The organism is Arthrobacter sp. lap29, from assembly GCF_032458965.1.
GTDB lineage: Bacteria > Actinomycetota > Actinomycetes > Actinomycetales > Micrococcaceae > Specibacter > Specibacter psychrochitiniphilus.
Map to the genome: position 1 here is coordinate 317,137 of NZ_JAUCEK010000004.1, position 25,891 is coordinate 343,027.

The 25,891-nt window shown below is 60.2% G+C and carries 21 protein-coding genes, 1 pseudogene and 2 riboswitches; of the genes and pseudogenes, 7 read left to right on the forward strand and 15 right to left on the reverse strand.

Features of this window, described 5'->3' with window-relative positions; genetic code table 11:
* Nucleotides 1-21: 21 nt before the first annotated feature.
* The 3 genes from RY113_RS09060 to speB all read right to left on the reverse strand — a co-directional run bounded on the left by RY113_RS09060 (nt 22) and on the right by speB (nt 6,324).
* Nucleotides 22-3,267 (reverse strand): family 16 glycosylhydrolase, encoded by a 3,246-nt coding sequence (locus tag RY113_RS09060; RefSeq protein WP_315914295.1) that lies wholly within the window; start codon nt 3,265-3,267, stop codon nt 22-24.
* A gap of 322 nt (nt 3,268-3,589) precedes the next feature.
* Nucleotides 3,590-5,245 (reverse strand): thiamine pyrophosphate-binding protein, encoded by a 1,656-nt coding sequence (locus RY113_RS09065; RefSeq protein ID WP_315914296.1) that lies wholly within the window; start codon nt 5,243-5,245, stop codon nt 3,590-3,592.
* Entirely contained in the window at nt 5,242-6,324 is a 1,083-nt protein-coding gene (gene speB, locus RY113_RS09070; RefSeq protein WP_315914297.1) for an agmatinase, read from the reverse strand. Before speB ends, RY113_RS09065 begins: the two co-directional genes overlap by 4 nt.
* Before the next feature lie 296 nt (nt 6,325-6,620).
* Between speB and RY113_RS09075 the strand changes: the two genes are divergently transcribed.
* On the forward strand, nt 6,621-8,600 hold the full coding sequence (locus RY113_RS09075; protein ID WP_110104801.1) for an APC family permease: 1,980 nt from the start codon (nt 6,621-6,623) through the stop codon (nt 8,598-8,600).
* Nucleotides 8,601-8,618: 18 nt separating this feature from the next.
* Here RY113_RS09075 and RY113_RS09080 read toward each other — a convergent pair whose 3' ends face one another.
* Nucleotides 8,619-9,206 carry a helix-turn-helix domain-containing protein gene (locus RY113_RS09080; protein WP_315914298.1) on the reverse strand — a complete coding sequence of 196 codons (588 nt, stop codon included), beginning with the start codon at nt 9,204-9,206 and terminating at the stop codon, nt 8,619-8,621.
* 186 nt (nt 9,207-9,392) lie between these two features.
* On the opposite strand from RY113_RS09080, the gene RY113_RS09085 reads away from it, so the two are divergent.
* The gene (locus RY113_RS09085) at nt 9,393-10,874 is read left to right on the forward strand and encodes a sodium:solute symporter (protein WP_110104955.1); all 1,482 of its coding nucleotides are present in this window, start codon (nt 9,393-9,395) and stop codon (nt 10,872-10,874) included.
* An 87-nt stretch (nt 10,875-10,961) separates the two neighbouring features.
* Here RY113_RS09085 and RY113_RS09090 read toward each other — a convergent pair whose 3' ends face one another.
* From RY113_RS09090 to RY113_RS09105, 4 genes are read right to left on the reverse strand one after another with little or no spacing between them, the layout of a single operon-like run.
* Nucleotides 10,962-11,192, reverse strand: coding sequence for a biotin/lipoyl-containing protein (locus tag RY113_RS09090; RefSeq protein ID WP_146212980.1), 231 nt, complete (start codon nt 11,190-11,192; stop codon nt 10,962-10,964).
* Between the two features lie 52 nt (nt 11,193-11,244).
* Nucleotides 11,245-11,661, reverse strand: a complete 417-nt coding sequence (locus RY113_RS09095; RefSeq protein WP_315914299.1) for a hypothetical protein — start codon at nt 11,659-11,661, stop codon at nt 11,245-11,247.
* Nucleotides 11,645-13,030: a MutS-related protein gene (locus tag RY113_RS09100; RefSeq protein WP_315914300.1), complete on the reverse strand. Its 1,386-nt coding sequence runs from the start codon at nt 13,028-13,030 to the stop codon at nt 11,645-11,647. Before RY113_RS09100 ends, RY113_RS09095 begins: the two co-directional genes overlap by 17 nt.
* Entirely contained in the window at nt 13,027-14,643 is a 1,617-nt protein-coding gene (locus tag RY113_RS09105) for a MutS-related protein (RefSeq protein WP_315914301.1), read from the reverse strand. Before RY113_RS09105 ends, RY113_RS09100 begins: the two co-directional genes overlap by 4 nt.
* Before the next feature lie 20 nt (nt 14,644-14,663).
* Nucleotides 14,664-14,740: riboswitch (Fluoride riboswitch) on the reverse strand.
* 135 nt (nt 14,741-14,875) lie between these two features.
* On the opposite strand from RY113_RS09105, the gene RY113_RS09110 reads away from it, so the two are divergent.
* Nucleotides 14,876-16,234, forward strand: a complete 1,359-nt coding sequence (locus tag RY113_RS09110; protein ID WP_211315080.1) for an MFS transporter — start codon at nt 14,876-14,878, stop codon at nt 16,232-16,234.
* On the opposite strand, the pseudogene RY113_RS09115 reads toward RY113_RS09110, so the two are convergent.
* Nucleotides 16,199-17,181, reverse strand: a pseudogene (locus tag RY113_RS09115) (enolase C-terminal domain-like protein). The gene RY113_RS09110 and the pseudogene RY113_RS09115 sit on opposite strands and share 36 nt — an antisense overlap.
* Entirely contained in the window at nt 17,106-17,321 is a 216-nt protein-coding gene (locus RY113_RS09125) for a hypothetical protein (protein WP_315914304.1), read from the reverse strand. Before RY113_RS09125 ends, RY113_RS09115 begins: the two are co-directional and overlap by 76 nt.
* A 441-nt stretch (nt 17,322-17,762) precedes the next feature.
* Here RY113_RS09125 and RY113_RS09130 point away from each other — a divergent pair, with 441 nt between their 5' ends.
* Complete coding sequence (locus RY113_RS09130; RefSeq protein ID WP_315914305.1) at nt 17,763-18,302, forward strand: inorganic diphosphatase; 540 nt, start codon at nt 17,763-17,765, stop codon at nt 18,300-18,302.
* Between the two features lie 77 nt (nt 18,303-18,379).
* Nucleotides 18,380-18,491: riboswitch (SAM riboswitch) on the forward strand.
* Between the two features lie 12 nt (nt 18,492-18,503).
* A complete protein-coding gene (locus RY113_RS09135) occupies nt 18,504-18,791 on the forward strand; it encodes a hypothetical protein (RefSeq protein ID WP_315914306.1) in 288 nt (95 codons plus the stop codon).
* Nucleotides 18,792-19,057: 266 nt separating this feature from the next.
* On the opposite strand, the gene RY113_RS09140 is transcribed toward RY113_RS09135, so the two are convergent.
* Nucleotides 19,058-19,345 carry a hypothetical protein gene (locus RY113_RS09140; protein ID WP_315914307.1) on the reverse strand — a complete coding sequence of 96 codons (288 nt, stop codon included), beginning with the start codon at nt 19,343-19,345 and terminating at the stop codon, nt 19,058-19,060.
* A 159-nt stretch (nt 19,346-19,504) separates the two neighbouring features.
* On the opposite strand from RY113_RS09140, the gene RY113_RS09145 reads away from it, so the two are divergent.
* The gene (locus tag RY113_RS09145) at nt 19,505-20,596 is read left to right on the forward strand and encodes a VIT1/CCC1 transporter family protein (RefSeq protein WP_315914308.1); all 1,092 of its coding nucleotides are present in this window, start codon (nt 19,505-19,507) and stop codon (nt 20,594-20,596) included.
* Here the strand turns inward: RY113_RS09145 and RY113_RS09150 are convergent, their stop codons facing one another.
* Nucleotides 20,597-21,709, reverse strand: a complete 1,113-nt coding sequence (locus RY113_RS09150) for an LOG family protein (RefSeq protein WP_110104812.1) — start codon at nt 21,707-21,709, stop codon at nt 20,597-20,599.
* A gap of 218 nt (nt 21,710-21,927) precedes the next feature.
* Between RY113_RS09150 and RY113_RS09155 the strand changes: the two genes are divergently transcribed.
* Complete coding sequence (locus RY113_RS09155) at nt 21,928-22,236, forward strand: rhodanese-like domain-containing protein (RefSeq protein ID WP_110104813.1); 309 nt, start codon at nt 21,928-21,930, stop codon at nt 22,234-22,236.
* Between the two features lie 325 nt (nt 22,237-22,561).
* Here the strand turns inward: RY113_RS09155 and RY113_RS09160 are convergent, their stop codons facing one another.
* The 3 genes from RY113_RS09160 to sucC form a co-directional block, all read right to left on the reverse strand.
* Nucleotides 22,562-23,491 (reverse strand): DUF4253 domain-containing protein, encoded by a 930-nt coding sequence (locus tag RY113_RS09160; RefSeq protein ID WP_110104814.1) that lies wholly within the window; start codon nt 23,489-23,491, stop codon nt 22,562-22,564.
* A 287-nt stretch (nt 23,492-23,778) separates the two neighbouring features.
* Nucleotides 23,779-24,681: a succinate--CoA ligase subunit alpha gene (gene sucD, locus RY113_RS09165; protein WP_110104815.1), complete on the reverse strand. Its 903-nt coding sequence runs from the start codon at nt 24,679-24,681 to the stop codon at nt 23,779-23,781.
* 15 nt (nt 24,682-24,696) lie between these two features.
* Nucleotides 24,697-25,866 (reverse strand): ADP-forming succinate--CoA ligase subunit beta, encoded by a 1,170-nt coding sequence (gene sucC / locus RY113_RS09170; RefSeq protein ID WP_110104816.1) that lies wholly within the window; start codon nt 25,864-25,866, stop codon nt 24,697-24,699.
* Nucleotides 25,867-25,891: the final 25 nt, after the last annotated feature.

Below are 25,891 nucleotides of genomic sequence, written 5' to 3' on the forward strand. Positions count from 1 at the left end.
CTGCCGGCATCCGGCTACTGATCAGGCCTTGCGACGGCCCTTACCTCCCAGCACCAAGGCCCCTCCTGCGAGCAGCAGGACCAGGATGCCCAGTGCGAGCGCAGGCGAGCTGGCACCCGTACTGGCCAGCCCATCCTCGGCCGCAGTGGTTGTTGTGGCACTGGGCGCAGGGCTCGGGGTTCCACTCGGGCTCTGGCTCGGGCTCGGCAGCGCCGACTCAGTGGGCTCCACCGTCGGCTCGACCGTCGGGTCCACAGTCGGGTCCACAGTCGGCTCAACCGTCGGGTCCACAGTCGGCTCAACCGTGGGCTCCTCAGTCGGCTCAACCGTGGGCTCCTCAGTCGGAGTGACTGTTGCAGTCGGCTCAACCGTCGGGTCCACAGTCGGCTCAACCGTGGGCTCCTCAGTAGGAACTACCTCGGCAGCGTAGCTCCACGAGGTTTCAGCACCATCTGCAATGGCGTAACCGCTCACGCTTCGCGCAGTGACCGTCACCAGCTTGGGCAACGGGTGGCTGCCCGCCGAAACTACGGCACCATCCACCACGTACTCGATTCCTGTGGTGCCGGGAACCGTGTAGGTGCCTGCGGTTGCATCGAAGATTACTGCTTCCGGAACGACGGTGATGTCGGCAACGACGGCGTCACCGCTGTTCAGCACGGCTACGGAGTCAACGGACACGGGAAGTGCCGTGGCCCGCGCAACTCCCACCACCGTGGCCGTCAGAACGTGCTTACCCCGCTTGATCGTGGGGCTGGTCCACACCGTGGAGATGGCATCAGCGGCCGCCGCATGATCGACGATGACGGGATCCCCGCCGTCAATGGCATAGGCCACCTGGCCCTGGCCGGGACCAACCGGTGCGGTGACAGCCACGCCGTCGCCGTCAAAGCGCATGCTCCAGGATGAGCCTGCGGTGCTTGAGGTGCGCACCGTACCGCCCAGGGCTCCTGTTGCCGGCTTCGCGGTCCACTCTGCGGGGAAGACGAAAGAGGACTGATAGTTCCCCTCCACCGCACTGTCAATGGTCATGGACTGCTTCTTCCATACACGCACGTAATCGAACTTGGACGGCTCAGCGTTGTCGTAAGCGTTGGGGTAAGCGCCGGGGTTATTGACGTAAGGAGCTCGTAAACCGACCGAGAGGATCATGATCTGCTCGGCGGGGTCGTAGACAGGGTCCTTGCTTTCCCGGCGCAACACACCATCCACATACCAGCGCTGAACGCCCGGTCCCCATTCGAAACCGTAGTTATGCATGCTCTCTGACGGGTTCCAGGGCGCCTGGAAGGTGGAGCCGCCGTCGGATTGATGGTTGGGTCCAAGCGCCTTGGACGGCCAGCGGTGCTTGGCGAAGTCGACGGATCCGGGCCGGCTCGGGTTCTGCCCCAGCTCCACCATGTCCAGCTCGGTGGCGTAGTCGCCCTCGCGCCCGTCCAGCCAGAAGGCTAGGCAGGTCCCCGGGAACGGGGTGCCGGACTGTGCACGGACTTCAAAGTAGCCGAACTTGATGGCTTCTTTGTGCTGGACGCCGCCTGACTTGTTGTACGTTGTGGCGACTTCCTCAAAACCGGGGTTGGCCAGCTTGTTGATTGCAGGGGCAGAGTCGGCGCTGAAGGAGGCATCGTCAAACATGGCGACGTCTGTAAAGTCAGCGCCATTCGATTGCAGCCCCACCTGGCAGTTGCTTCCCGCAGTGACGGATACCGCCAGCGAATACTGGGTCCAGGCACCATTGCTGCGCGGAATGCTGGCACTGTTCACCTCCGAGCTTCCATCACAGCCTTGGGTTGCCAGAGCCACGGAGCCTTGGGTTCCCATGGTCTTTGCCCAGGCAGATAGTGTGTAGCTTCCAGCAGCCAGCCCAGAGAAGCTCTGCTGGGTGCGCGTGCCGTACTGGTTGTAATACGTGTGACGTAGCCCGGTCTTGCCTGTGTGTGCCGCATAGGAGGTGACGGTGTCCGCATTGTTGTTCTGCAGGTTCACATCGATGAGGTTGGTCTGCCACTTGCTCGGGGTGATGTTGAATTCCGAGGTGGGATCGTAGGACTGGGTCAGTTCCAGATTCCCATCCTTGACCACGGCAGCATCATCTTCCCACCGCCATTCGGCACGCCACCCCCATTGATCGGTGAAGCGGGTGAAGCCCTCATCCAGATCAACACCATTAAATTCGGAGGAGTAATCCTCAATCTTGGTCCATTTTCCAGCATTGTCCTGATCTGCCATAGGCATAGCCGCCGCGGGGTTGTCCGCATACGGATCAGGAGTCTCACCCCCGGTTCCGTCGGTAGGTACGTCCGTGGGCGTGCCGCCGTCGGATCCGTCCGTGTTCAAGATGATGGCGTCAATGTCAGGGGCCGGGCCGTTGGCGTTCCACACGGTGATGGTGTTGATGCCCACGTGCAGGTAGCAGGAGAAGGCTTTGCGCAGGGGCGTGCTGGTATTAGGTGCCACGGCCAGATCCAGCAACACCTTCTCGCTGCCTTCGCACTGGACGTTGACATTGCGTTTGCCTGAATCGGGTGAGAGGTATTGGAGTTCAAACTCCTTGTCCCCTGCGGTTTCCATGCTGACCTTGATCCCGATTTGGCCGTTGTTGCCGCCCACATAGCCCACGGTTTTGCCACCGGAGGCCGCTGTGTTGTTCTGAATGACGGCCTTGCCAACAAAATCATTTCCGGCGGCTTCGGCCTCAAAAAGTGTTTGCGCAGCCGTCTCAACAATCACGGCATCAATGTCAGGGGCCGGGCCTGTGGCATTAAAGAACGTGATGATATTTTCTCCTGCCACCAGGTTGGCGCAACTGAGCTGATGCCGTTTGGACTGTTCCCAACTGGGACTCGGTGACAGATCAATCAAAGTAGCTACGCCGTCATTGCATTGGACGGAGACATCCCGGTCCTCACCGGAGACGTACTGCAGGTGCAATTTGGTCCGGGCAGGGTCAATGACGTTGATCTTGACACCAATTTTGCCGTTCCCGCCGCCCACGTATCCCACTGTTTTATTTCCGGAGGCGCCGGGGCGGTCCTGCACCACAGCCTTTCCGGTGAACACGTTCGTGGCAGCCTCGGCTTCGAAGAGTGTCTCGGTGGCAGCCTGTGCTGGCGTCCCGGCCAGCGGAATGACAAAAGCTGCCAGCAGCACCGCTCCCACAGCAGAACCGATGGCGGCGCGGCGCTTGCGCTGGCGCCGCCGCTGCGGAGGTGGTGGTGGATTGATCCCTGCAGCGCTGACGCGCGCCACGAGTTCGGAGTTCAGCATGCTTCCCCTTATAGATACGATCGGATGATTCCGACACCACGCACCCATTGGTAACATGATGTTACCTAAAGTAGATGTGATCCATCACACCTTGTCAACGGATACTCCCTATATGACAGCTGGCCATCCCTCCCAGTGCCACACACAGGCCTCCTGCACTGGCACAACGACGGCGGGCGGCCACCTTCGCGCTGAAAGGTGACCGCCCGCCGTCGAACGTCAGGTTCATAGCCTGCTAGGAGGTAGTAGTTATGTTTGGAGGCCGGTGGACCGGCCTCCAAACATAACTACTACCTCCCGGCGCTGTAGGTGGAGAAGCGGGTTAGAGATTCAGGTGCGTGGGGCCGAACATCTTCAGCAGCACATCAACCACCACAACATTGGGTCCGTCAGCGGCGAAACCCTCCCGCAGCGCGTCCCCCACGTCCTCGGGGGCAACCCGGCGGGCGGGCACACCGAAGGCTTCCGCCAGTTTCACAAAGTCCGGGCGGGCCAGCTCAGTGTGGGTAGCTTTGCCGAAGGTATCGATCATGTATTCGCGCAGGATGCCGTAGCCGCCGTCATCCACAATGAGCCAGGTGACGGGGGCGTTGTGCTGCTTGGCCGTGGCCAGTTCCGAGATGGAGTACATCGAGGAGCCGTCCCCGGCCACTGCCAGGACGCGGGCGGGTTTACCGTGGCTTTGCAGCCCGAGCGCCCCGCCAATTGCTGCTGGGAAGCCGTAGCCGAGGCCTCCGGCGCCTTGGGCCGAGTGGAACTCCCCATCCTTGGAATCCCAACAGCTCCAGCCCCAGTACGCGGAAATGGTCATGTCCCAGAAGGTCTGCATATCGGCCGGGACGGCGTCTCGGATATCAGCCATGAATTTGCGTTCCAGGGCCAGATCCTGCCCGTCCAGGCGGGCCTGGACCTTGGCGAGCGTGTCAGCCACAACGGCCTGCGGGGTTGCTCCGTGCCAGTTCGCATCGGCACTGAGGGAAGCATCAAGGGCCTCATCCAACGCGCTCAAGGCCTGGCCGGCGTCGGCACGGATGCCCAGTGCTGGCCGGTTGGATTCTAGAACCCGCGGTTCTGCGTCAATCTGGATGATGCGCCCACGCGGTTCCATAGTGAAGTAGTTGCTGGAGACCTCACCCAGGGAGGACCCGATCACCACCAACACATCAGCGTCTTCAAGGACCTCGGTGACATGGCGGTCCTCAACCCATGATTGCAGCGAGAGTTCATGGTTCCACGGGAAAGCACCATTGCCGCCCGGTGTGCAAACCACAGGGGCGTTAAGTTTTTGCGCCACGGAGAGCAGCTGCTCTTTGGCATGACCGCGGCGTACGCCACCGCCAGCCACAATGGCCGGACGCTGGGCGGCGCTCAGCCACTTCACGGCTTCCCGGATTAACTCCACCCGCGGCGGGTTATCAAACGGCTCGGCGAGCGCGTCCTCTACAGCCGGCACAAAGATGGGATCCAGCAGCACGTTCTGCGGCACCTCCACCCAAACAGGGCCCTGCGGCGAGGACACGGCCTCAGTCCAGGCATCCTGGATCGCCGAAGGAATCCCGGAGGCATGCTGGATGAGCCGCTGGCTCTTGGTCACGTTTGCGGCGGATGCCTTCTGATCATCGAGCTGGTGCAACATCCCCTTACGGCGGGCGCCCAAACCCTCCAGGGGGATCTGGCTGGCCACCACGATCATGGGCACACCGGTGGCATAGGCTTCCTGCAGGCCGGCCAGGGCGGTCAGTGCGCCGGGACCGGTGGACAAGAACAATACGCCCACTTCACCCGTGGCGCGGGAGTAACCGTCGGCGGCGAAGGCCGAGTTATTCTCCACACGGGAGGAAACAAAGTGTAGGGGCGAGCGGCTCAGGGCGTCAAAGAGGCCCAGTGCGTGCTGGCCGGGAATGCCGAAAACAGTTTTGGCACCCAGGGCTGTCAGAGTCTCGACAACGAGATCGCCACCGTTGCGCTGGGGAGTCACTTGGAACCGCCTTCGGTGGTGAGGTTAGGGGCAAAGCCGGCAGGCCGGCGTAGTTCTTCAGCGTCAAGGGCTTGGGCTGCGTAACCGTTGGGGGCGCCGAAGCGGTCCCCCGCAACGTGGTTATCCGCCATGAGGGTGACCAGTTCAAAGCCCACATGGCTTGCGGCGATGCCGGTGATTTCGGCGTGATCATAGGCGGGGGCCACCTCCACGATGTCAGCGCCTACGAGGTTCATGCCGCGGAAGCCGCGAATGATCTCGATAAGTTCACGGCTGCTGATGCCACCGGCCTCAGGGGTGCCGGTGCCGGGGGCGTGGGCCGGGTCCAGCACGTCAATGTCCACGGAGATGTACAGGGGGCGCTTGCCAATACGGTCACGGATTTTCGCCACGGTTTCCAGCACGCCCTGGTAGTAGACATCGGCCGCGGTGACAATCCCGAAGCCAAAGCGGTGATCGTCATCGAGGTCCTTCTTACCGTAAAGCGGTCCGCGGGTTCCCACGTGGGAGATGGCCTCGGTATCAAGGATGCCTTCCTCGACGGCACGGCGGAACGGGGTACCGTGCGTGTATTCGGCACCGAAGTACGTATCCCAGGTGTCCAGGTGCGCGTCAAAGTGGAGCATGGCCACGGGCTCGCCGGCACGCTCGGCGGCAGCACGCAGCAGCGGCAAGGAGATGGTGTGGTCGCCACCGATGGTCAGCAGTTTCGAGCCGCCCGCCGTCAAATCCAGTGCATTTTGCTGGATGGTCTCAATGGCCTCGTTGATGTTGAACGGGTTCACGGCCATATCGCCGGCATCGGCCACCTGGCAGTTTTCAAAGGGGGAAACATCCCAGGCCGGGTTGTACGGGCGCAGCAGCCGAGAGGCCTCGCGGACGTGGTTGGCGCCAAACCGCGCGCCGGGCCTGTAGGAGACGCCGCTATCAAAGGGTACGCCCACCACGGACACGTCGGCTTGTGCCACCTGGTCCAGGCGCGGCAGGCGGGCGTACGTTGCGGCGCCGGCGTAGCGCGGGATCTGGGAGGAATCAATGGGCCCCAGGTTGCCATTGGCTTCGATGCGGATCTCTTTCATGGACGTCCTCATTTTCTTGCGAGAATTTTTCTATCTAGCCTTAGTGACAGTAGACCTGCGTCACATCTGGCAGCTCTTCACCATCGTACAACCGATGTTCACTAATGGGAACCAAAAGTTTCATAGAAGATACTTTCTTCACGCCTTGAAGCGCTTTTGTGTGGCGTATACAACATCTCCGGTTCAACGCCGCGAGAAGACCGTATAGATTTCGTCAAGAGAGGGCTTTTTACCTCTACGCCGGTGTTAGTCTCCATGAGCCGCCATTCGGTGGCCATTGATGAGAAAGGCCTCCCGTGACATCCCTCTCCAAAGCTCCTGCAGACCCCTGCGGACCTGAGAAACTTCGGGGCAAGGCCGCGCTGCGCCAGTGGCTACTAGAGGGGCTACCGGAAGCATCAGGCACCCAGCAGGGACCGCACGGCCGTCCAGATGAGAGCCACAAGCGGCACGCGTGGTGGCGGGTCATGTGCTTGACGGGCTTGGACTACTTTTCCACCTTGGGTTATCAGCCCGCCATTGCTGCCCTAGCTGCCGGGGTACTGGCACCGTTGGCCACCATTGTGCTGGTGCTGGTCACCCTCTTTGGCGCCCTGCCCGTGTATAAGCGGGTGGCACGGGAAAGTCCGTACGGTGCGGGCTCCATTGCCATGCTGGCAAATTTGTTGCCACGGTGGTGGGGCAAGCTCTTTGTCCTGGCCTTGCTCGGGTTCGCCGCTACCGATTTCATGATCACCATTACCTTGTCCGCCGCGGACGCCACAGCTCACGTGATTCAAAATCCCTTCGCTCCGAGTTTCCTGCACGGACAAAACGTCATCATCACGTTGGTGTTGATCGCGGCCCTGGCGGCCGTCTTCCTGCGTGGCTTCAAGGAGGCCATCAGCATAGCGGTGGTGCTGGTTGCGGTATTTCTGGCACTGAACCTGGTGGTCATCGCAGTCTCCCTTGTCCACGTGGTGGGAAGCCCACTGCTGACCACCGATTGGTGGAGCGCCCTGACAACTCAGCACGGCAACCCCGTCATGGTGGTGGCCGTGGCCCTGCTGGTGTTCCCACGCCTGGCTCTGGGGCTCTCCGGCTTTGAAACCGGTGTGGCCGTCATGCCACAGATCAAGGGCCACCCCACCGACACGGACGAGAACCCCGAGGGCCGCATCAAGGGCGCCCAACGGCTGCTGACAACAGCCGCCGTCATCATGAGCACCTTCTTGATCACCTCCTCGCTGGCCACAACCATCCTCATCCCGGCCGCCGAATTCCAGCCTGGCGGCGCCGCAAATGGCCGCGCACTGGCCTTTCTTGCCCACGATCTCCTCGGCGAAGGCTTCGGCACCGCATATGACATCAGCACAATCGCCATCCTCTGGTTCGCCGGTGCCAGCGCCATGGCAGGCCTGCTCAACCTGGTCCCGCGCTACCTCCCCCGCTTTGGCATGGCCCCACAATGGGCCGCAGCGGTCCGGCCCCTGGTGCTGGTGTTTGCCGCCATCGCTGTCCTGATCACCCTCATTTTCAAGGCCGACGTCGATGCCCAGGGAGGCGCCTACGCAACCGGTGTGCTGGTGCTCATCACCTCTGCGGCCATTGCCGTGACGCTCTCCGCAAAGCGCAAGCGCGAACGCAAGAAGGCGATTGGTTTCGGCGCCGTGGCACTGGTCTTCATGTACACCACCGTGGCCAACTCAATAGAACGCCCCGACGGGCTCAAGATTGCCCTGCTGTTCATTTTGGGCATTGTGGTTGTCAGCTTCATCTCCAGGCTGCGCCGCTCGTTCGAATTGCGGGCAAGCTATATCCGCATGGATGAGGCGGCCATGGGCTTCGTTGCCGCCGTGGATGAGGGCACCATCCGCATTATTTCCCACGATCCAAAGACCCGCAGTGCCGCAGCGTACCGGCGCAAGCTAAGCCACGCAGCAACTGTGAACGGGATCGGCAATCCGCGCGACGCCTTGTTCATGGAGGTGATTGTGGATGATTCCTCGGACTTTGAAACCGCGTTGGAGGTCAGAGGCATCACCCGGCACGGCTACAAGATCCTGCAGGTGCACGCCTCCAACGTGCCCAACACCATTGCCGCCGTACTGCTCCATATTCGCGACGCCACAGGGCTGATCCCGCACATTTATTTCCGCTGGAACGAGGGCAACCCCATCACCAACATGATTAAGTTCGTCTTCATCGGCGAGGGTGAAATTGCCCCGGTCACTCGCGAGGTACTGCGCGAGGCCGAGCCAGATCTCACCCGCCGCCCCTGGGTCCACGTAGGCTAATCCAACGCTCGGTTAGCGTCAGGAGCCGCCAGAGCCCGAGGCTGCTGGCACCAAGATCCACAGGGCTTCGACGGGTTGGGCGGTCCGGTTTTCCCAGCTGTGCGGTTCCCGTCCCGGGAATGAGAGCGTGTCTCCTGCCTTCAGATCAAAGGACTCATGCGTCATCCGCAGGGTCAATTCCCCACTGATAATGTGCAAGACGTCAAGGTCACAGTCCACTGCGTACAGCTCGGATTCACCTCGACCAAAAGGTTCAATGGTGGCCCCGAGGATCTGCAAACGCCGTTCGGCGCGGGACGTCAGTAGCCGTTCCACAATGCCTTCGCCGCCCAAAGAGATGCGCGGGCCTTCACCCTTCCGGCTGACATGAATCTCTGGGGCAGCGAAGAGATCACCGATCGAGATGGAGAGAACTTGGCATAACGTCACTAAAGAAGTCACACTAGGTGAGGTTAAATCGCGTTCAACCCTGCTGAGGAACCCCTTCGTCAGACCTGTTGCATCGGCCACTTGCTCAATGGTCAGCCGCTGATCTTGCCGGGCCGCGCGGAGGCGCGAACCAATGGCTACCGGGTCGGCACTGGGTTCTAGGGGCAAAGCTTTCATGGCGGCTCCTCATAACTCGGCGGCCCATTTTTAAACGGCACATTGACTGTAACTACCATCACAGTTTAGCCTAATAGACAACAAACGTTGCTTTATAGGCAATATTTCTTGGGGATCCTACTACTTCGCACACTGGAGCATCGCGTGGACTTAAACATAGCCATCGTCGTCTTATATTTAGTGGCCATGCTGGCCTTTGGTTGGTGGGGTAAATCCCGCACCAAAAATAACAGCGACTTCTTGGTGGCAGGACGCCGGCTAGGCCCCTTCCTCTATACCGGAACCATGGCCGCCGTGGTCCTTGGCGGCGCCTCCACAGTGGGTGGTGTGGGACTTGGCTACAAGTTCGGCATCTCCGGCATGTGGCTCGTGGTTGCCATTGGCGTGGGAGTGCTGCTGCTGAGCCTGCTCTTTGCCCCCACTTTGCAAAAACTCAAGATCTACACGGTCTCGCAGATGCTCAGCCTGCGCTACGGCCAGGAGACCACCAAGGTTTCCGGCATTGTCATGTTGGCGTACACCATCATGATCTCGGCAACGTCAACAGGCGCCTACGCCACCATCTTCGTGGTGCTGTTCGGCTGGGAGCATTGGCTGGCCATCGCGGTGGGCGGTGTCATTGTGCTGGTCTACTCAACCATTGGCGGCATGTGGTCCATCACCCTGGCCGATCAGGTGCAGTTCATCATCAAGACCGTGGGCGTCTTTTTGCTCATGCTCCCCTTCGCCTGGAATGCCGCCGGCGGCATTGACGGCATCAAGGAACGCGTTGATGCAAGCTTCTTCCAGTGGGACGGCATTGGCATCCAGACCATCATCACCTACTTTGTGGTTTACACACTGGGTCTGCTCATTGGCCAGGACATCTGGCAGCGCGTCTTCACCGCCCGCACCCCGCAGGTGGCTCGCTGGGGCGGCGCGACGGCTGGAATCTACTGCATCCTCTATGGTGTGGCCGGTGCCCTCATCGGTTTGGCCGCCCGCGTGGCACTACCCTCCATTGATGTCGCAGCCTTGGGCAAGGACGTTGTGTACGCCGAGGTAGCTACCAACCTGCTGCCCATCGGCATTGGCGGCATTGTTCTCGCCGCCGCTGTGGCAGCCATGATGTCCACCGCTTCCGGCTCCCTGATCGCGGCCGCCACCGTGGCCCGCAAGGACGTTGTCCCCTTCGTTGCCAGCTGGTTCGGCAAGGAAATTGACACCTCAGACACCTCCAACCCCGAGCACGATCTCAAATCCAACCGTTGGTACATGCTGGTTCTGGGCATCTTGGTTGTGCTGATCTCCATCGTGGTCAACGATGTGGTATTTGCACTGACCATCGCCTACGACATCCTTGTTGGCGGCCTGCTCGTGGCCATCATTGGCGGCCTGGTCTGGAAGCGCGGAACCGGTTTGGGCGCTGCCTGGTCCATCGCCGTCGGCTGCCTGCTCACCATCGTCCTGCTAGTCCTGTACGCCACGGCCGTCATCCCCAGCGCCGACGGCATCTACGCGAACGAGCCCATCTACTTCGGCCTCGCCGCATCTCTTGTGGTCTACGTGGTGGTCTCGCTGCTCACCCCGGCTACCCCGGCGCACATCCGCAAGATTTGGGATGACCGCCTAGCTGCGGCAGTCACCGATTCCAACCCGGATGACGTCCCCGCCGGACTGCAGAAGTAAGCGCGCCACTTAGAGAAGTACGACGGCGGGAGGTGAGCTTGGGCAACCAAGCTCACCTCCCGCCGTCGAACTTTAAGGTTTGGCTACTCAATCCACGGTGGCAATGGGATCGCCTTGGCGTACTTCCTCCCCTGCGGCCACGAGCCAGCTCAAGGTGCCAGCGGCCGGGGAGTTGATTTCGGCGTCGAACTTATTCACCGTCACCTCAGCAACAACCTGGTAGGGAGCAACTTTCTGCCCGTTCGGTACGCGCCATTCAACGAGGACGCCCAGCTCATTGGCGTCTCCGGACATCTGGGGAAAGAATATTTCACTCAAGGCAGGCACCGCTTCCTCGTTGGGATTCCCAGCCTAGCCTTGCGTCGGCATTTTAGCGCCCGTCATTGAGGACCCGCAGCATGATGTCCTCTGCCCGCTCGTATCTCATGGTTGCAACCCACAACCGGTAGGGAGCTTCACCAGGTTCTGGCTCATGATGGTGGGATGCCCCATAGTGGCCGCGCCTGTGATGGCGTGGCTCGGGATGGCTGGGTTCGGGATGGCTGGGCCCTGAATTTGCTGGCACCGAATGGATGGGTCCGGAATGGACGGGAGATGCCCATGCAGGGATGTCTTCAGCACCCAGTGCGGCAAGGGCCGGGTCGACCATGCGTTCGGGCAGATCGGCCAGGGCGGCCCAGTACAGTGCCTGGCGTCCATTGCCCCGGCCGAAGGGCGGCAGCCAGAACGGAAGCCCAAGGTTCATCGAATCCACGGCTGAGATGGGTGATTCATTGCCCGCTGTCATGATCGGCTTCTTTCATCAGTACCGAACCAGAATCCATGAACACTTTGGCATAGAGGTCCTTCCCATAGCTGGTGCGTTCTGGTGCACCCTCCACCACCGTGAAGGTACAGCCCCCGGAATCGGTGCGTCCCGCTCTTAGCAGCAGTGACCCTGCCGCATGCAAGGCATGGACGCTTTCGGCAAGCTTATAGAAGTGGGTAACAAACACCACGCGCATGCCGCTGTCTATCAGGCCCTGAATAATGTCACGGGCAATAACTGTGCCTTCTCGCTCATTCGCGGAAGAGAACGACTCATTGAAGAGCACCATGGCATGGGGCTTCACAACATCTGCGATGCCGCTCATGCGTTCCAATTCCTCATCCAGCTTTCCGCTCTTGAGACCGAGAAATTCTTCTCGCTTGTAGTGCGAGTAGAGGCCAGCGGCAATGCCTGCGCTAAAGTACCGGGCACAGACAAACATGCCGCACTGCATCATTAGTTGCGCCGTTCCCATGCTGCGCAAGAACGTTGATTTTCCGCCCTCGTTGGCTCCGGTGATCATGATCAGGGACTTGCCGTCAGCATTGATGTTGTTCCCAACCACTGGCCCCTTACGCGCCACTGTCAAGGACACATCCCGCAAGTCCACCGCAGAGAGTGCCATCGCGGGGGATGTCTCCGCTTTGGGGAAACAAAGCGGGGCATCTGCATCTAAAAACGCTGCTTCGAGATTGATGCACCCCACAAAGAAGGCCAGTTCCTGGCGCATCATTTTGATGAAATTCATGATGTGATCATCCGATTGTGCCAAGACATCAGCTGCCAAATCGATTCCCTGATCTGCCAGCTCGCCCAATGCCCGAAACCCCTCTTCATCACGATCGTTGATGTGAAAAGAAAAACTCTGCGGCCTCTTGCCGGACATTCGCGCCAACCAATTCCGGGTGTCCGGGCCCGGATTTGAGAGTGTGTAGTCGTGGCCCTTGTTTGCCCGTCCCAAGCCAGCTGCCAGCAACGTCCCATTTTTGAACCGCAAATGCCGTAAGTGTTCGTTGATCTCTGCAAGGTAGTTTTCATCAAGTTCCGCCAACACCATGCCCAAGAATCGGGTAAAACCTTGCGAATGAAACCCGTCCTGGGTTTCACTGCACATGGTTTTGAGCCGTCCAAGGACGCCGACCAACATTTCCAGGGACTGTATTGACTGGTTCAGAAGTGCTGACGGAGAACGACTGAAGATACTGCGGTATATCTTTTGTTCCCCCTCAATGGTTTCTCTCGCCAGCACGTACAGTTCGCGAACAAAGTCCGAATTTGCCGAATCATTGGCGCTCCACCGCGCATCCGGATGAAAGTCCCGAGCCTTGAACAGCAGAAAAGTTTTCATGAGTTGATCCGCCCTTTCAGGGATCCGTAGTCCAGGCCGTACTTCTGTGCCAACACCATGGCATAGGCCGAACCGTCAGCTCGTTGACGGACGACCTTGAAGGTGCGCTGTGCGGGATTTTCGGCTTCAGCGGTGCTGACCATGCTGACCAGTGTTGGGCCCAAGCGCGAAAGTTCCTCCACGAAGGTGACGCATACGCAGACAAGGTCGGTACTTTGTATCTGCGCAAATATTCTGGTGCCTAAGTCGATGGTGTCACCCAAGGTGGTGGAGGTGAATATCTCGTTGAGAATTAGAAGGCTTCGCGGAGTTGCCGCATCCAAGATGTCATGGATCCGGACCAGATCATCCATCAATTTCCCCTGCAGGTCCTTGGTGTTCTCACCCAATTCAAAGTGCGTGAAGATCGCATCGGGAAGGGTCAGCCTCTCCTGTTTTCCTGGCACTGGCAGGCCAAGGGCTGCCAGATAATGCAGTTGGCCGAAGGTTCGTGCAAACGTAGTTTTGCCTCCTTGGTTTGGTCCGGAGACAACAAGAATGCGTTCAATTCCGCCCAGATCTATGTCATTGGTGACCACCGACCGTGCCCGGGCAACGATTTGTATTGCCAGTGCTAGATCGAATGTTTCCTTTGCGTGGACTTCCTTGTTATGGCTCACCGCCGGCATACAAAAGGAAAGCCCCTTCGCAGTAGGCTTGGCCACCAAATCAAGATAGGCAAGATAAAACTGGATTTCTCTGTCAAAGGCCGCCACCAGTTCATTTCCAAACTCGGCATAGATTAATTCAAAGCTCTGAAGGGCCAAGAATTCACCAGGGAAAAGCTGCACCACCCCGTCCAGAATCCACCTCTCAACGTGGTTCATGTCCACGATGGTCTTACCGTTTTGCCTGCGGTAATCTTTGACCTGTCCTTGGCTGAATCTCTCAAACGTCTGGCGCACCTCGGCAGTGTAATCGGCGCTATCTTCCTCGCGTGTGACGGTGACACGGTTTCCTTTGATGCCTACGCAGTAGCGGACTTTAGCCAAGGCTTCCTGTACCTGCGCGGCATCGCTGACTACTGCTAGGAAACCGGAAGACTTCACATATCCGGCAAGATAGGTCCCGAACGCCCGCAGACCCCGGGAAGACGGGGCTGCATCAGCCAAGGTCTCATTCAGCCCCGTCACGGCTGCACAATAAATACTCGCGGCGCCAACCAGCATGGCCTGACGTTGGCGCTCGTCCCGAAATCCGTCTGCCAATGCGCGGTCCCGGCGCATCTCGAGCATTGCCCGGGCAAAGCCATCCACAACCCTGCGCAGTTTTGCCTCGGCGAGGTCATTGAAGACTTCGTGTCTGTAGCTGATCACATCCAGGTCCTGCAGCGGCAGGTAGAAATACGGCTTGAGCTGGTATTGCTCCCGTCCTGCCACAGCCGCCGCGATGATCTGGTTGATTTGTAGGTCAACCAGAAATCTCGTTGCCTCTCCTTCTACGAGCTCCCTTGGGCTGCCTGTGGGGAAAAGAATGCTGACAAAACCTTCAGGTTTCGGCTCTCTTCCCACGAGTGTTGCTAAGTTCTCTGGGGCTGGTTTCCTCGTCCCCAAGATTCCTTCATCCGTGAACATGACCGTGCCTCTATCCTGCAGTTGAGACAGGAACCATGAGCCAAGAGGCGGTTCGAACCGAGTTGTGGTTCGGGCGGGGTCCATCGCCGGTAATTCCTATTTTATCGCAGCAGGCGTCTGCACGTGAGAAAAAGTCTTCCTTAGTCGGCATCTTGTCTACTGCTCCGGGGGCGCGGATCATGACAAGTAGTTGTTCACACCACTGCCGTCAGAGGAAAAGAAATCATGGAATGTGGCACTAACAAATCCGGCACTGGCGGTGGATGAGAACAAGGGTGGGGATGCTGCCATGAATGGGGATGCTTCAATCGATGGGCGAGGTGATGATCACCCATCTCCCAGCATGGAACCCAGCCTGTCATCCCCCACAGCCCCGAAAAAGTGGCTCAGCAGGGGCATTCTTGCCATTGGTGGCACATCATTTCTCAGTGATTCCGGGCATGAACTCGTCACCTCGTTACTCCCATCTTTTTTGACCTCCACGCTGCATGCCGGACCGGCTGCCTTGGGCGCCATTGAAGGAGCATCCGATGCATTGCTTGGACTGAGTAAATTGGCTGGTGGCCCATTGGCCAATGAACCCTCGCGCCGGTCCAAAGTGGCCTCAGCCGGGTACTTGCTGACAGCCGTGGCCACGGCGGCGATCGGCCTCTGCACCATGGTGTGGCAGGTGGCTGCATTGCGTGCCCTTGCCTGGTCCGCGCGTGGCGTTCGGTCCCCCGCCAGAGACACTATGTTGGTTTCCTTGGCGCCGCGCGCCGCCTATGGGCGGGCAGCTGGCATTGAACGGGCTGGGGACAATGCCGGCGCCATTGCCGGTCCGCTCGTGGCGGGGCTCCTCGTGGGTGTGATCGGCATCCGCCAAGCAATTTTTTTCTCTATCATCCCTGGCGTGTTAGCTGCCGTTGCCATATCCATCGCCGCACGCCAGGCCCGGACCATGCTGTCGGCACCAGCCAACAGGACCCGGCTAAGCTTCAACCTTGGAGAACTTCGCCGCAGTGGTGCGGCCCGTGCACTAGTGCCGGTTGCTTTTTTCGAGCTTGGGAACCTGGCCACAACGCTTCTGATTCTGCGTGCCACGGAAGTGCTCAGCAGCGGCGGACGAACTGCGACTGCGGCCGCAGCACTGGCCATTTTCTTTTACGCCGCCCATAATGCGGCAGCCACTGCTGCTTCACTCGTAGCTGGTCCGCTAGTGGACAAGATCGGTGCGGGTCCCGTGTTCGCTGCTGGCAGTGCAGTGTATGTGGGCGCCTACCTACTGTTCGCTTTCAGCACCTCGTCATCGGCACTGATTCTGACCGGGTTCCTGCTGGCCGGGGTGGGCATCGGCTTTGCCGAAACAGCGGAGTCCACTGCTGTTGCACTAGCGCTACCAGAGAGGCTCCGCGGCAATGGTTACGGCCTGTTGGGCCTGGTGCAATCATTTGGCGATCTGGGCGCAACAATGACTGCCGGCATTCTGTGGGCCCTTTTTTCCCCGGCTGTAGCCTTCACTTATGCGGCTGCTTGGATGGCCGCCTCGATCGCCGCTTCCGGTCTGCTGCGCCCCTCACGGGAGCAGCAGGCCGAAAGCCAGATCTCGTGACGGCGGGCGGCTACTACGACACGCACGCTGGCGCTGTCTGAGCCACTCAGCTACGGCTTGGCACGGGCGCCAGGCCAAAAGCCAACGACGGGTTGGCTTCTGCAATTTCCAACAATCTATTGTATTTGGCGAGTCTTTCACCTCGAGCTGGGGCCCTGACTTGAGCTGGCCGCAGCCGGAACCCACGGTAAGGTCGGCGACGAAGCTGTCGAGGGTTTCCCCAGAGCGGTGGGAGACCATTGCGGTGAATCCACCGGCTTTTGCAACCGTCATTGTTTCGAGGGTTTCGGTGACTGTGCCCACCTGGTTGGGCTTGATCAGTACCGCCGTGGCGGACCCTACCGCAATGCCGTCGCGGACACGGGCTGCTTGGGTGACGAAGAGATCATCACCCACAATCGGCACGCGGGCCCCAAGGCTCTGGACCAACGCGGGCCATGATTGGCGATCGTCCTCTGACAGGGGGTCTTCCAGTCTGCGGATCGGGTAATTATCCAGGAGCTTTCCGTAATAGTCGGTCATCTGTTCAGGTGTAAGTACCTGGTCGTTGACACGGTAGGCCCCGTCAGCGAAGAAAGAATTAGCTGCTGGGTCCAGAGCGATCATGATGCCGGTTTCCCCGGCAGTACGTCCCGAGGCCTCGATAGCTGCCAGAATCAGGTCCAGCGCCTCCTCCAGGCGTGCAATCTCCGGCGCATAACCGCCCTCATCGCCGAGGCCCGTGGCCAAACCCCTGCCACGGAACACTCGCGCTAATGCGTGGTAGACATCGGAGCCCCATTCCAACGCTTCCGGAAAGCTGCTTGCACCAACGGGGCGATCATGAATTCTTGGAATGCCAGTTCGTTTGCCGCGTGCTCGCCGCCGTTGATCACGTTGAAGTGGGGAATGGGCAGCCGCTGCTCGCTCCCAGTCTGCCCCTGTTTGCCGTTCCGTCCAGCTCGCACAAAGCGGCATACAGCTGTGCCAGCGAGCCCCACGCCTGGGAGCCAAGCAACCCGGCCATTTCACCCGTGACAGCAGCAACGGCTTGGCTCACTCCGCGCCCGGACCAGCGCACACCGCCGTCACGCAGTTGGACCTGCACCGTTGGGAAAACCTCTGGAATCAAGAATTTGCATGGCCTTCACGGCTGTTATCCGCAGGTCACCCATCATCGGCTCCTTTTCGAGAATATTTCGCTTGCACGGTCCTCATGCCTTCGCTTTTGAGGCTACTCCCCCCATCCCCTCGCCTTTCCAGTGTCAGTTGAGATGGTGCAAACGATCCAGATAATTGGATGTGGTCATTGGCTGCCATTGAGTCGCTTACGATGCTTCATTCGCTTTCCGGTGGGGAGCGGCATTTCTCAGCTTTGCGCATCTTGTCAGAAACGTGGTGGTTGTGATTGATTGAAGTTCTACGCCACAGGGTTGCGCAGAAGCGGCTACCAGCAACGGTCAACAAGTAGCGGGCAGCCTCCATCACCAGGACGGCAGGCCCTGCGGCAAGGACAAGCTCCTGGCCATCCGGGTGAGAGGAACTTTCCATGCCTGACTACAACAAGCTTCTAAGCTGCGGCGACTATCAGCAAGGACTTCTCACCGGCGTCATCGACATCCCGCATGGTTCCAGCCACAAGATCGAATGGGACCGCACCACTGGCCTGTTCCATCTTGACCGGGTAGATCCGGGCATCTTCGCCAAGCCTGTCAACTATGGTTTCATTCCACAGACCTTGGATGAGGACGGCGATGAACTCGATATTCTGTGCATCACCCGGGAGCCGCTCGTAACAGGGGTAGTTGTTCACTTACGGATCTTGGGCCTGCTGAACTTCCGCGACGGGGAGGACATGGACTACAAAATTCTCACCGTCCCGGTGGACGACCGTGACTCCGGCGGCGCCATTCGTTCCATCGATGATGTTCCTTCGCGTCTGAAGCAGCAAATCGAACACCATTTCAACCATTACAAGGACTTTCAGACGGACACACAGACACAGGTTTTGGGGTGGGGCGGACTCGAGGACGCCATTGTCATTGTGGCTGCCTGCAGCGATCGCTGGGCAGCAAGCCAGGCCGTTTAGGCCTGCAGCGGCGGGTGGTTGCGTAACATTACGCAACCACCCGCCGCAGTTCTGCTTAAGCAGTAGTCTTGAGCCAGCTTCAAGAGATGCGACGCCAAGCTCCGACTGGTCGCACGCCAACCCCATGCTTCACGGGTGGTTCGGATGAGGAAGCGGCCAGCGGAAAAGCTCCGTTGGCAAGAGCATTCGAGGAGTCCACTCATGACTTTTTCAACCATAACGCGCACCAAAAATGCCCCGGCAGTCACCCGCCCACAGGGAATTTCAGTGCTTCCTGCAGTTGATGTGAACCTGGGGGCCGTCACGTTCCTGACCCCGTCAGGCCACCGCGCCTACTACTCGGCGGAGCCCTCCCAGCTGGTTTCGGCGCTGACGCAGGCTGTTCGGCCTGCACGCTGGATCCCGGAGATCGGCACCCTAGTTATCACGGTTGCCCAGACGGGCGCGCGTGCCGGGCGTCATGTGGGTTTCCGACTTTCCGCCTACTGATCCAGTTCGGGAGCATGGCTTTTTCTCAGAAGCACGGCCGGATGAATAGTCCCCTCGGCCGGGGGCTGGTTCCACCGCTTGCCCATTCTTCGTTGGTTCTGCTCCCGGTTGGCGTCCCACGTTGCCCATAGCGAACATCCACTTTCACCATGCGTCGAGTTCGCAGTAGAAGTTGCCGCGGGTAGCAATCGGCGCCAAGGTGGGCTCCCACCTGGACGCCGAATATCAAGCAGCTTCCACCAAGCAGATTTTACCGAGCAGCTGAATTAGGCTGCCGCATTCTCCTTGGCAGCCTTCTTCTTCATTGCCACCACGGTGGAACCCCATGTTGCCCCGAGCACGGCAGCCATGCTTGCCGCCATGACCACCATTCCGGCATTGGCCTTGATGAGTCCGGCAACGAACAACGCAATCATGCACAGCATGCCCATCGCGAAGCCTAACCCCATGTAGCGGGCGCTATTAGAGGTGGACTTGGCCTGCGAGCCGTTGTTCGTCATGGTCTCTCCCGAGGTTTTCCTGGTGCTGTTGGCTTGAAATGGTGTATCAACCATACGCAAGTACTTTCCGTTACGTCAAGTACTTTCTAGGCACTGTTATTTGTCATTTTTATGCGCTAATTCCGGTGCCCCGAAACCTTCTTGCTAGGGATACCGGCCGGAATTTCGCGGGAATACAGGCTACAGTGTTGGCTGACCTAGAGGAGCTTCACCATGCCCGAACGGATTCCCACCCCAGCGCAGATTAAGCGCTGGCGGCAATATTTGGCTGATGAACGTGCCGAAGCTGCTGTCTACCGGGACCTTGCCAAACGCCGAGAGGGCGACGAATACGCCATTCTCATGGCCTTGGCTGAAGCGGAGCGTCGCCATGAACAGCACTGGCTGGATTTACTGGGCGAGCACGCCGAGCCAGCTATCCGTCCCTCGCTGCGCAACCAGCTTTTAGGCTTGCTGGCGCGCCGGTTTGGTTCGGTGTTTGTGCTCGCCTTGGCACAGCGCTCGGAGTCCAGGTCCCCTTACGCCACGGACGCCGACGCCACGGAGGCCATGGCGGCCGACGAATCAATTCACGAAGAAGTCATTCGCGGCCTATCTGCAAGTGGGCGCAACAGTCTCGCCGGCTCCTTCAGAGCGGCCGTCTTCGGCGCTAATGACGGGCTGGTCAGCAACCTTTCCCTCGTTATGGGAATGGCGGCGACGGGGGTTGGCAGTCAGGTGGTGCTGTTTAGCGGCATTGCCGGACTTCTCGCCGGAGCTTTATCGATGGGCGCGGGGGAATATGTTTCCGTACGGTCGCAGCGGGAACTGTTGGACGCTTCGCAGCCCACCCAGGTCACCCTGTTGGCGGCGCCGTCTTTGGATCTTGAAAACAATGAACTAGTACTGGTCTATCTGGCACGGGGAATGTCCCGCGAGGCCGCCGAACATCGTGCTGCCGAACGCATGGGACACTTCAGCTGCGACTGCGATCCGAGCCTGTCACTGAGACCAGAGAACTTTGAGACCACCGATGACCACGAAACTCTAGGCACAGCCTGGGGCGCCGCATCCTCGAGCTTCTGTTTCTTCGCCTCGGGTGCCATCATTCCGATCCTGCCGTTCGTCTTTGGCATGACTGGTGTAGGCGCGCTCGTGTTGGCGTGTGTTCTGGTTGGTGTGGCTTTGCTGGGCACCGGCGGCGTTGTTGGACTGCTTTCCGGAGCCTCACCGCTGTGGCGCGGATTACGACAGCTGGGCATCGGCATGGGCGCTGCCGCCGCCACCTACCTGCTCGGTTTGTTGTTCGGCGCGGTCGTCGGCTAGCTAACCCGCCAGCACTGCACAGGCTTCCTCCACCGAATCCACCAGGAACAGGAAGTCTTCCATGGGCCGCCCTTGTGCCAGCGTCGTCAGCAACGGCATGACAGGAACCTCAACTTCCCAGTATTTTCGGCCTACCAGAACCATCGGAGCCACCGCCCCCTCAGCCGCATAATAGTTCTCGCAGGCATCTTGGAAAACTTCCTGGACGGTTCCTGCCGCGCCCGGCAGGAACACAGTGCCGCCACGGGAACGCTCTAGCAGGATGGCTTCGCGCAGGGCGTTCGTGAAGTACTTGGCAATTTTGCTGGCAAAGATGTTGGGCGGTTCATGCCCGTAGAACCAGGTGGGGATGCCCAGACTTGGCGCCCCCTCCGGATACGCCTCCACCACTTTGAACGCAGCCCTCGCCCACTTTGTGACCGAGGGACGGAAGCCGGGGACCTCGCCCAGAGTGAGCAGGGCACGCTCTAGGGTCTCGGCGTCGTACGTGGAGAGGTAGGCCCCCAAATTGGCGCCTTCCATGGCCCCGGGACCACCACCGGTCGCAACCAGGAACCCGGACTGAGTCAAGGCCCACCCCAGTTTGGCCGCCTGGGCGTACTGTTCACTCCCCCGCGCCGCCGCGTGCCCACCCATGACACCCACTACTGGATGTGGAAGCTGGTCCAGAAAATCATCCAGCGCGTCGGTGATGGCGTGGTCGTGCATGGCCGTGGCAAGCGTTGAGTTCAGGGCCGGCCGCGTTTGAAGGCTCCAATGGTAAATAGCGGCGTCAGGAACGCTCTCATATTCGCCGGTAGCAATGCCCTCGAAAAGTTCAACGCCCGAGTACAGATGTCCGCGATAGGGGTTGAAGGGCAGATGCGGCAAGGCGGGAAAGATCAGGGCACCGCGCCCCCGCAGCAAGTCCTCCACACCGTTTTTGAAAGTGCAGCCCATGAAAATGGCGCCTGATGCGTGCAGCTCCACCAGCACGCCCGAGCGCTGGCGCAGGTCCACGGACTGAAAATGCCAGCCGTGCATGTTCTTGGCGCCGCCGGCAACGAGCGCGTCGAACCGCTCTAGGTCTTCGATTTCAACAGTCCGGGCCTGAGGTGCAAGAGGTGCGTTCACATCTCTCAGCGTAACGGGAGGCGGACCCGGCACCAGAAACGGGCTGGGATGCAGTAGTTAACAATGGAGCTAGGTGCACAGGCAGCCGAACTTAACAGCTGCCTCCGCGCCTCCCTGTTCCCAGGAGCTGGCCCGACTTCGCCTCTAGTATGGAGGTGCAAGTCCCATGCACGACGCCGGAACTTGGCGCCGCGCCCGCCTCACCTTTAGGAGCACCCATGCAGGAAGTCACTACCGCGGATATTCTGACCGCCGATCCCGACGTGCAGATCATCGACGTCCGCGAAGTTGCCGAACTCTCCACGGGCATGATCGAGGACGCCGTGCACATTCCCTCCGGTGAGATCGTGGCACGCGCCGCAGAGCTGGACAAGTCCCGCCGCATCATTGCCGTTTGTCACGGTGGCGGACGCAGCGGCCGCGTCGCCGAAGCACTGACCGCGCTTGGATTCAACGCCGACACCCTGGTGGGCGGCATGAGCGGCTGGGAGGCCGAAGGTCTGCCCATGGTCCCGCCGGAAGCATAGCCGCCCACACTCGGCACAGTCGGCACACGGATCAGTCGGCACACCGGAAGCGCCCGGAGGCCGTAGTTAAGATTGGAGGCCGGTGCACCGGCCTCCAATCTTAACTACGACCTCCGCTGCGTCATCCCGCCCGTCCGGTCTACAACGAAGCACTCGAGTGCGCTCTGGATGAGGGCCCCCAGTTGCCCGAGCTGGCACTCCTAGTGCAGGAACCACCCCCAACTCCACGCTGTGGCGCCGGCCAACGCCGCAGCGACGACCGAATAGCCCAAACACGGCAACACGCTTGCCAGCTTCCGGCTTCCCGCTTCCTATCACCCGGCCGTCAGTCCCACCAGAAATCCCATACGGGGGCGTTGATCAGTCTCTTTGCGTAGTCGTCGCGGCTGGTGGGTGGCTCCCAACTTTGGGAGCCAAAGTTGTCTACACACAGAAGGTAGTGCTCCTCCATCAGCACCGTCGCGTCAGCAAGAGTGGTTGGCGGCCGAGCAACCCGCAACGCCAGGGTGGTTGGCCCCAGTTGATACAGCACTGCCCCAAACCGTTCCTCCCACGACCGGAGCACGGCGGAGATCTCGTGTCCCCCGAGTGAGTAGTTGCCCGGCCCTGCCCATCCCACCAATTGCGGCACGTCCGCAGGCCGCATCGCAGGAACCAGCAACAGCCCCGCCTGCGGGCTGGCACAGCCGGGGTTCCAATTGCTCCACCCCGCAAGCGGGACCTTTTCCACATTGTTCGTCAGTATTTTTCCCACCGGCACCCCGGGGAAAGGCGGACGGTTCTCGGGCAGCGGTTCGCCAGTTTCCCGGGCAACCACGGCCCTCCCATCCCAGCAATCCTGCAGCACGTTGGCTGCTTCGTCCTTGTGGGTGCGGCTCCGGGGCCAGCTCCTTTTGATGATCCGCGGCTCGGCACAGCGGTTGCCGGGACCTCCCACCACCGGCCACAGCCCGGTCTGTGAAAACGCACGTGCAAGGCCCACCCACGAAACCAACGTGCTGTCCCAATCCGTGTCGCTGTACCAGCCAATGTGCGGCAGCAGGGCGCTCACGCCCTTACTGCCATCACAGCGGGTGTACTCATATTGCTCGGGCCGAATGCTGGACCCGGCCGGCAGATGCACCCCACCGACTTGCGTCTCGCCATCAGGGGGAACACGGCCCGGGCGTTTGGCCCGGACCGCGATATCAACGGTTTCCCACCAGGGCGAAGCACTGGAAGGGAAACCCCACAGATCATCGGCGAAATTATTCATGGCTCAATCGTTGCGAAACCGGCAGCCGCGAGCCACCCCCAAGCCTCAAAGTGTGCAGAACCTGTCCCCATGGCCCCCTGTGGAGGAACCCCTGTGCAGGAACCTCTGCAGGAGTAACCCTTGCACAAGGAACTCCAGCGCAGCGGCACGGGGAACAGCGCAACCTGGCGTCCGCCGTCGTTCATCAGATCAGGAAAACAAAAAAGCGCGGCCACACCACCGAATCGGTGGAAATGGCCGCGCCTCTGAGCACAGAAGAACTGTCAGCGCCGAAGCGCCCAGAAGAATTACAGAGCTGCGTAAACTTCGCGCAGCAGGGTTGCGGTCTCGGAAGGCGTCTTGCCGACCTTCACGCCGGCAGCCTCGAGGGCTTCCTTCTTGGCCTGAGCCGTGCCTGCGGAGCCGGAGACAATGGCGCCAGCGTGGCCCATGGTCTTGCCCTCGGGTGCGGTGAAGCCAGCCACGTAGCCAACAACCGGCTTGGTGACATGAGCCTTGATGTATTCGGCTGCGCGCTCTTCAGCGTCGCCACCAATTTCACCGATCATCACAATAGCGAGAGTCTCGGGGTCGGCCTCGAACGCGGCAAGAGCGTCAATGTGCGTGGTGCCGATGACGGGGTCGCCACCAATGCCGATCGCGGTGGAGAAGCCCAGATCGCGCAGTTCGAACATCATCTGGTAGGTCAGGGTACCGGACTTGGAGACCAAGCCGATGGGGCCCTTCTGGGTGATGTTGTTCGGGGTGATGCCAACCAGTGCTTCACCGGGGGTGATGATGCCGGGGCAGTTCGGCCCGATGATGCGGGTGACCTGGTTGCCGTCAGCGTCAACCTTGGACTGAGCCAGTGCCCAGAACTCGGCGGAGTCCTGAACCGGCACGCCTTCGGTGATGACAACTACCAGCGGCACGCCGGCTTCAATAGCTTCAACAACGGCATCCTTGGTGAATGCCGGGGGGACGAACACGATGGAGACGTCTGCGCCGGTTTCGGCAACAGCTTCTGCAACGGTGCCGAACACGGGGAGTTCAACCTCGCCGTGAACAACCTTGGTGCCAGCCTTGCGTGCGTTGACGCCGCCAACAATCTGGGTGCCAGCCTTGAGCATCAGGGCGGTGTGCTTGGTGCCTTCGCCGCCGGTGATGCCCTGGACGATGACCTTGGAATCTTTATTCAAGAAGATAGACATAAGTTTTCTAAACCTCTACTTTGCAGCGTTGGCGAGCTCGGCAGCCTTGTCGGCGCCCTCGTCCATCGTGGCGGCCAGTGTGACCAACGGGTGGTTGGCTTCGTTGAGGATGCGGCGGCCTTCTTCAACATTGTTGCCGTCGAGACGGACAACGAGAGGCTTGTTCGCAGCCGAGCCGAGCTCGGCGAGTGCGCCAACAATGCCCTTGGCAACAGCGTCACACGCGGTGATGCCACCAAAGACGTTCACAAACACGCTCTTGACCTGGGGGTCATTGAGGATGACGTCCAAACCAGCGGCCATGACCTCTGCGGATGCTCCACCGCCAATGTCCAGGAAGTTGGCGGGCTTGACGTTGCCGTGGTTTTCACCAGCGTAAGCAACAACATCCAGCGTGGACATGACCAAGCCGGCACCGTTTCCGATGACACCCACTTCGCCGTCGAGCTTGACGTAGTTCAGGTTCGCAGCCTTGGCCTTGGCTTCCAGCGGGTCAGCAGCAGCTGCGTCCTCGAGGGCGGCGTGGTGCGGGTTGCGGAATTCGGCGTTTTCATCGATGGAGACCTTGCCATCCAGCGCAACAATGTCACCAGCGCCGGTGCGAACCAGCGGGTTGACCTCAACCAAGGTGGCGTCTTCGTTCTTGAAAACGTCCCACAGCTTGATGATGACGGCGGCAACCTTCGGGGCCAGCTCGGCGTTGAAGCCTGCTGCGGCGACGATCTCGTCAGCTTTCGCGGCGTCGATGCCCACGGCGGGGTCCACCGCAACGCGTGCCAGAGCCTCGGGGCGTTCAACGGCTAGGACTTCGATCTCCACGCCGCCTTCCACCGAGCACATGGCCAAGTAGTTGCGGTTGGCGCGGTCCAGCAGCACTGAGAAGTAGAACTCCTCGGCGATGTCTGCACCCTGGGCGATCATGACCGTGTTAACGGTGTGGCCCTTGATGTCCATGCCGAGAATGTCAGTGGCGTACGCGAATGCTTCGTCAGCATTCTTGGCAACCTTGACGCCGCCAGCCTTACCGCGGCCACCAACCTTTACCTGTGCCTTGACGACGGTGACGCCGCCAATCTTCTCGGCTGCTGCCCTTGCTTCTTCAGGGGTGTGCGCCACGATGCCGGCCAACACGGGAACGCCGTGAGCCTCAAACATGTCGCGCGCCTGGTATTCAAACAGGTCCACGGGTTTGTGTCCTTCTACGTCGAAG

What these genes read in the sequence shown, in the direction of transcription:
- RY113_RS09105 (WP_315914301.1), bottom strand. Translation starts at nt 14,643, where the DNA reads ATGTTCACGGATGAAGGAATCTTGGGGACGAGGAAACCAGCCCCAGAG.
- RY113_RS09085 (WP_110104955.1), top strand. Translation starts at nt 9,393, where the DNA reads ATGCTGGCCTTTGGTTGGTGGGGTAAATCCCGCACCAAAAATAACAGC.
- RY113_RS09145 (WP_315914308.1), top strand. Translation starts at nt 19,505, where the DNA reads ATGCCCGAACGGATTCCCACCCCAGCGCAGATTAAGCGCTGGCGGCAA.
- RY113_RS09095 (WP_315914299.1), bottom strand. Translation starts at nt 11,661, where the DNA reads ATGACAGCGGGCAATGAATCACCCATCTCAGCCGTGGATTCGATGAAC.
- RY113_RS09160 (WP_110104814.1), bottom strand. Translation starts at nt 23,491, where the DNA reads ATGAATAATTTCGCCGATGATCTGTGGGGTTTCCCTTCCAGTGCTTCG.
- RY113_RS09100 (WP_315914300.1), bottom strand. Translation starts at nt 13,030, where the DNA reads ATGAAAACTTTTCTGCTGTTCAAGGCTCGGGACTTTCATCCGGATGCG.
- RY113_RS09155 (WP_110104813.1), top strand. Translation starts at nt 21,928, where the DNA reads ATGCAGGAAGTCACTACCGCGGATATTCTGACCGCCGATCCCGACGTG.
- speB (WP_315914297.1), bottom strand. Translation starts at nt 6,324, where the DNA reads ATGAAAGAGATCCGCATCGAAGCCAATGGCAACCTGGGGCCCATTGAT.
- RY113_RS09140 (WP_315914307.1), bottom strand. Translation starts at nt 19,345, where the DNA reads ATGGTTGATACACCATTTCAAGCCAACAGCACCAGGAAAACCTCGGGA.
- RY113_RS09135 (WP_315914306.1), top strand. Translation starts at nt 18,504, where the DNA reads ATGACTTTTTCAACCATAACGCGCACCAAAAATGCCCCGGCAGTCACC.
- RY113_RS09080 (WP_315914298.1), bottom strand. Translation starts at nt 9,206, where the DNA reads ATGAAAGCTTTGCCCCTAGAACCCAGTGCCGACCCGGTAGCCATTGGT.
- sucD (WP_110104815.1), bottom strand. Translation starts at nt 24,681, where the DNA reads ATGTCTATCTTCTTGAATAAAGATTCCAAGGTCATCGTCCAGGGCATC.
- RY113_RS09060 (WP_315914295.1), bottom strand. Translation starts at nt 3,267, where the DNA reads ATGCTGAACTCCGAACTCGTGGCGCGCGTCAGCGCTGCAGGGATCAAT.
- RY113_RS09130 (WP_315914305.1), top strand. Translation starts at nt 17,763, where the DNA reads ATGCCTGACTACAACAAGCTTCTAAGCTGCGGCGACTATCAGCAAGGA.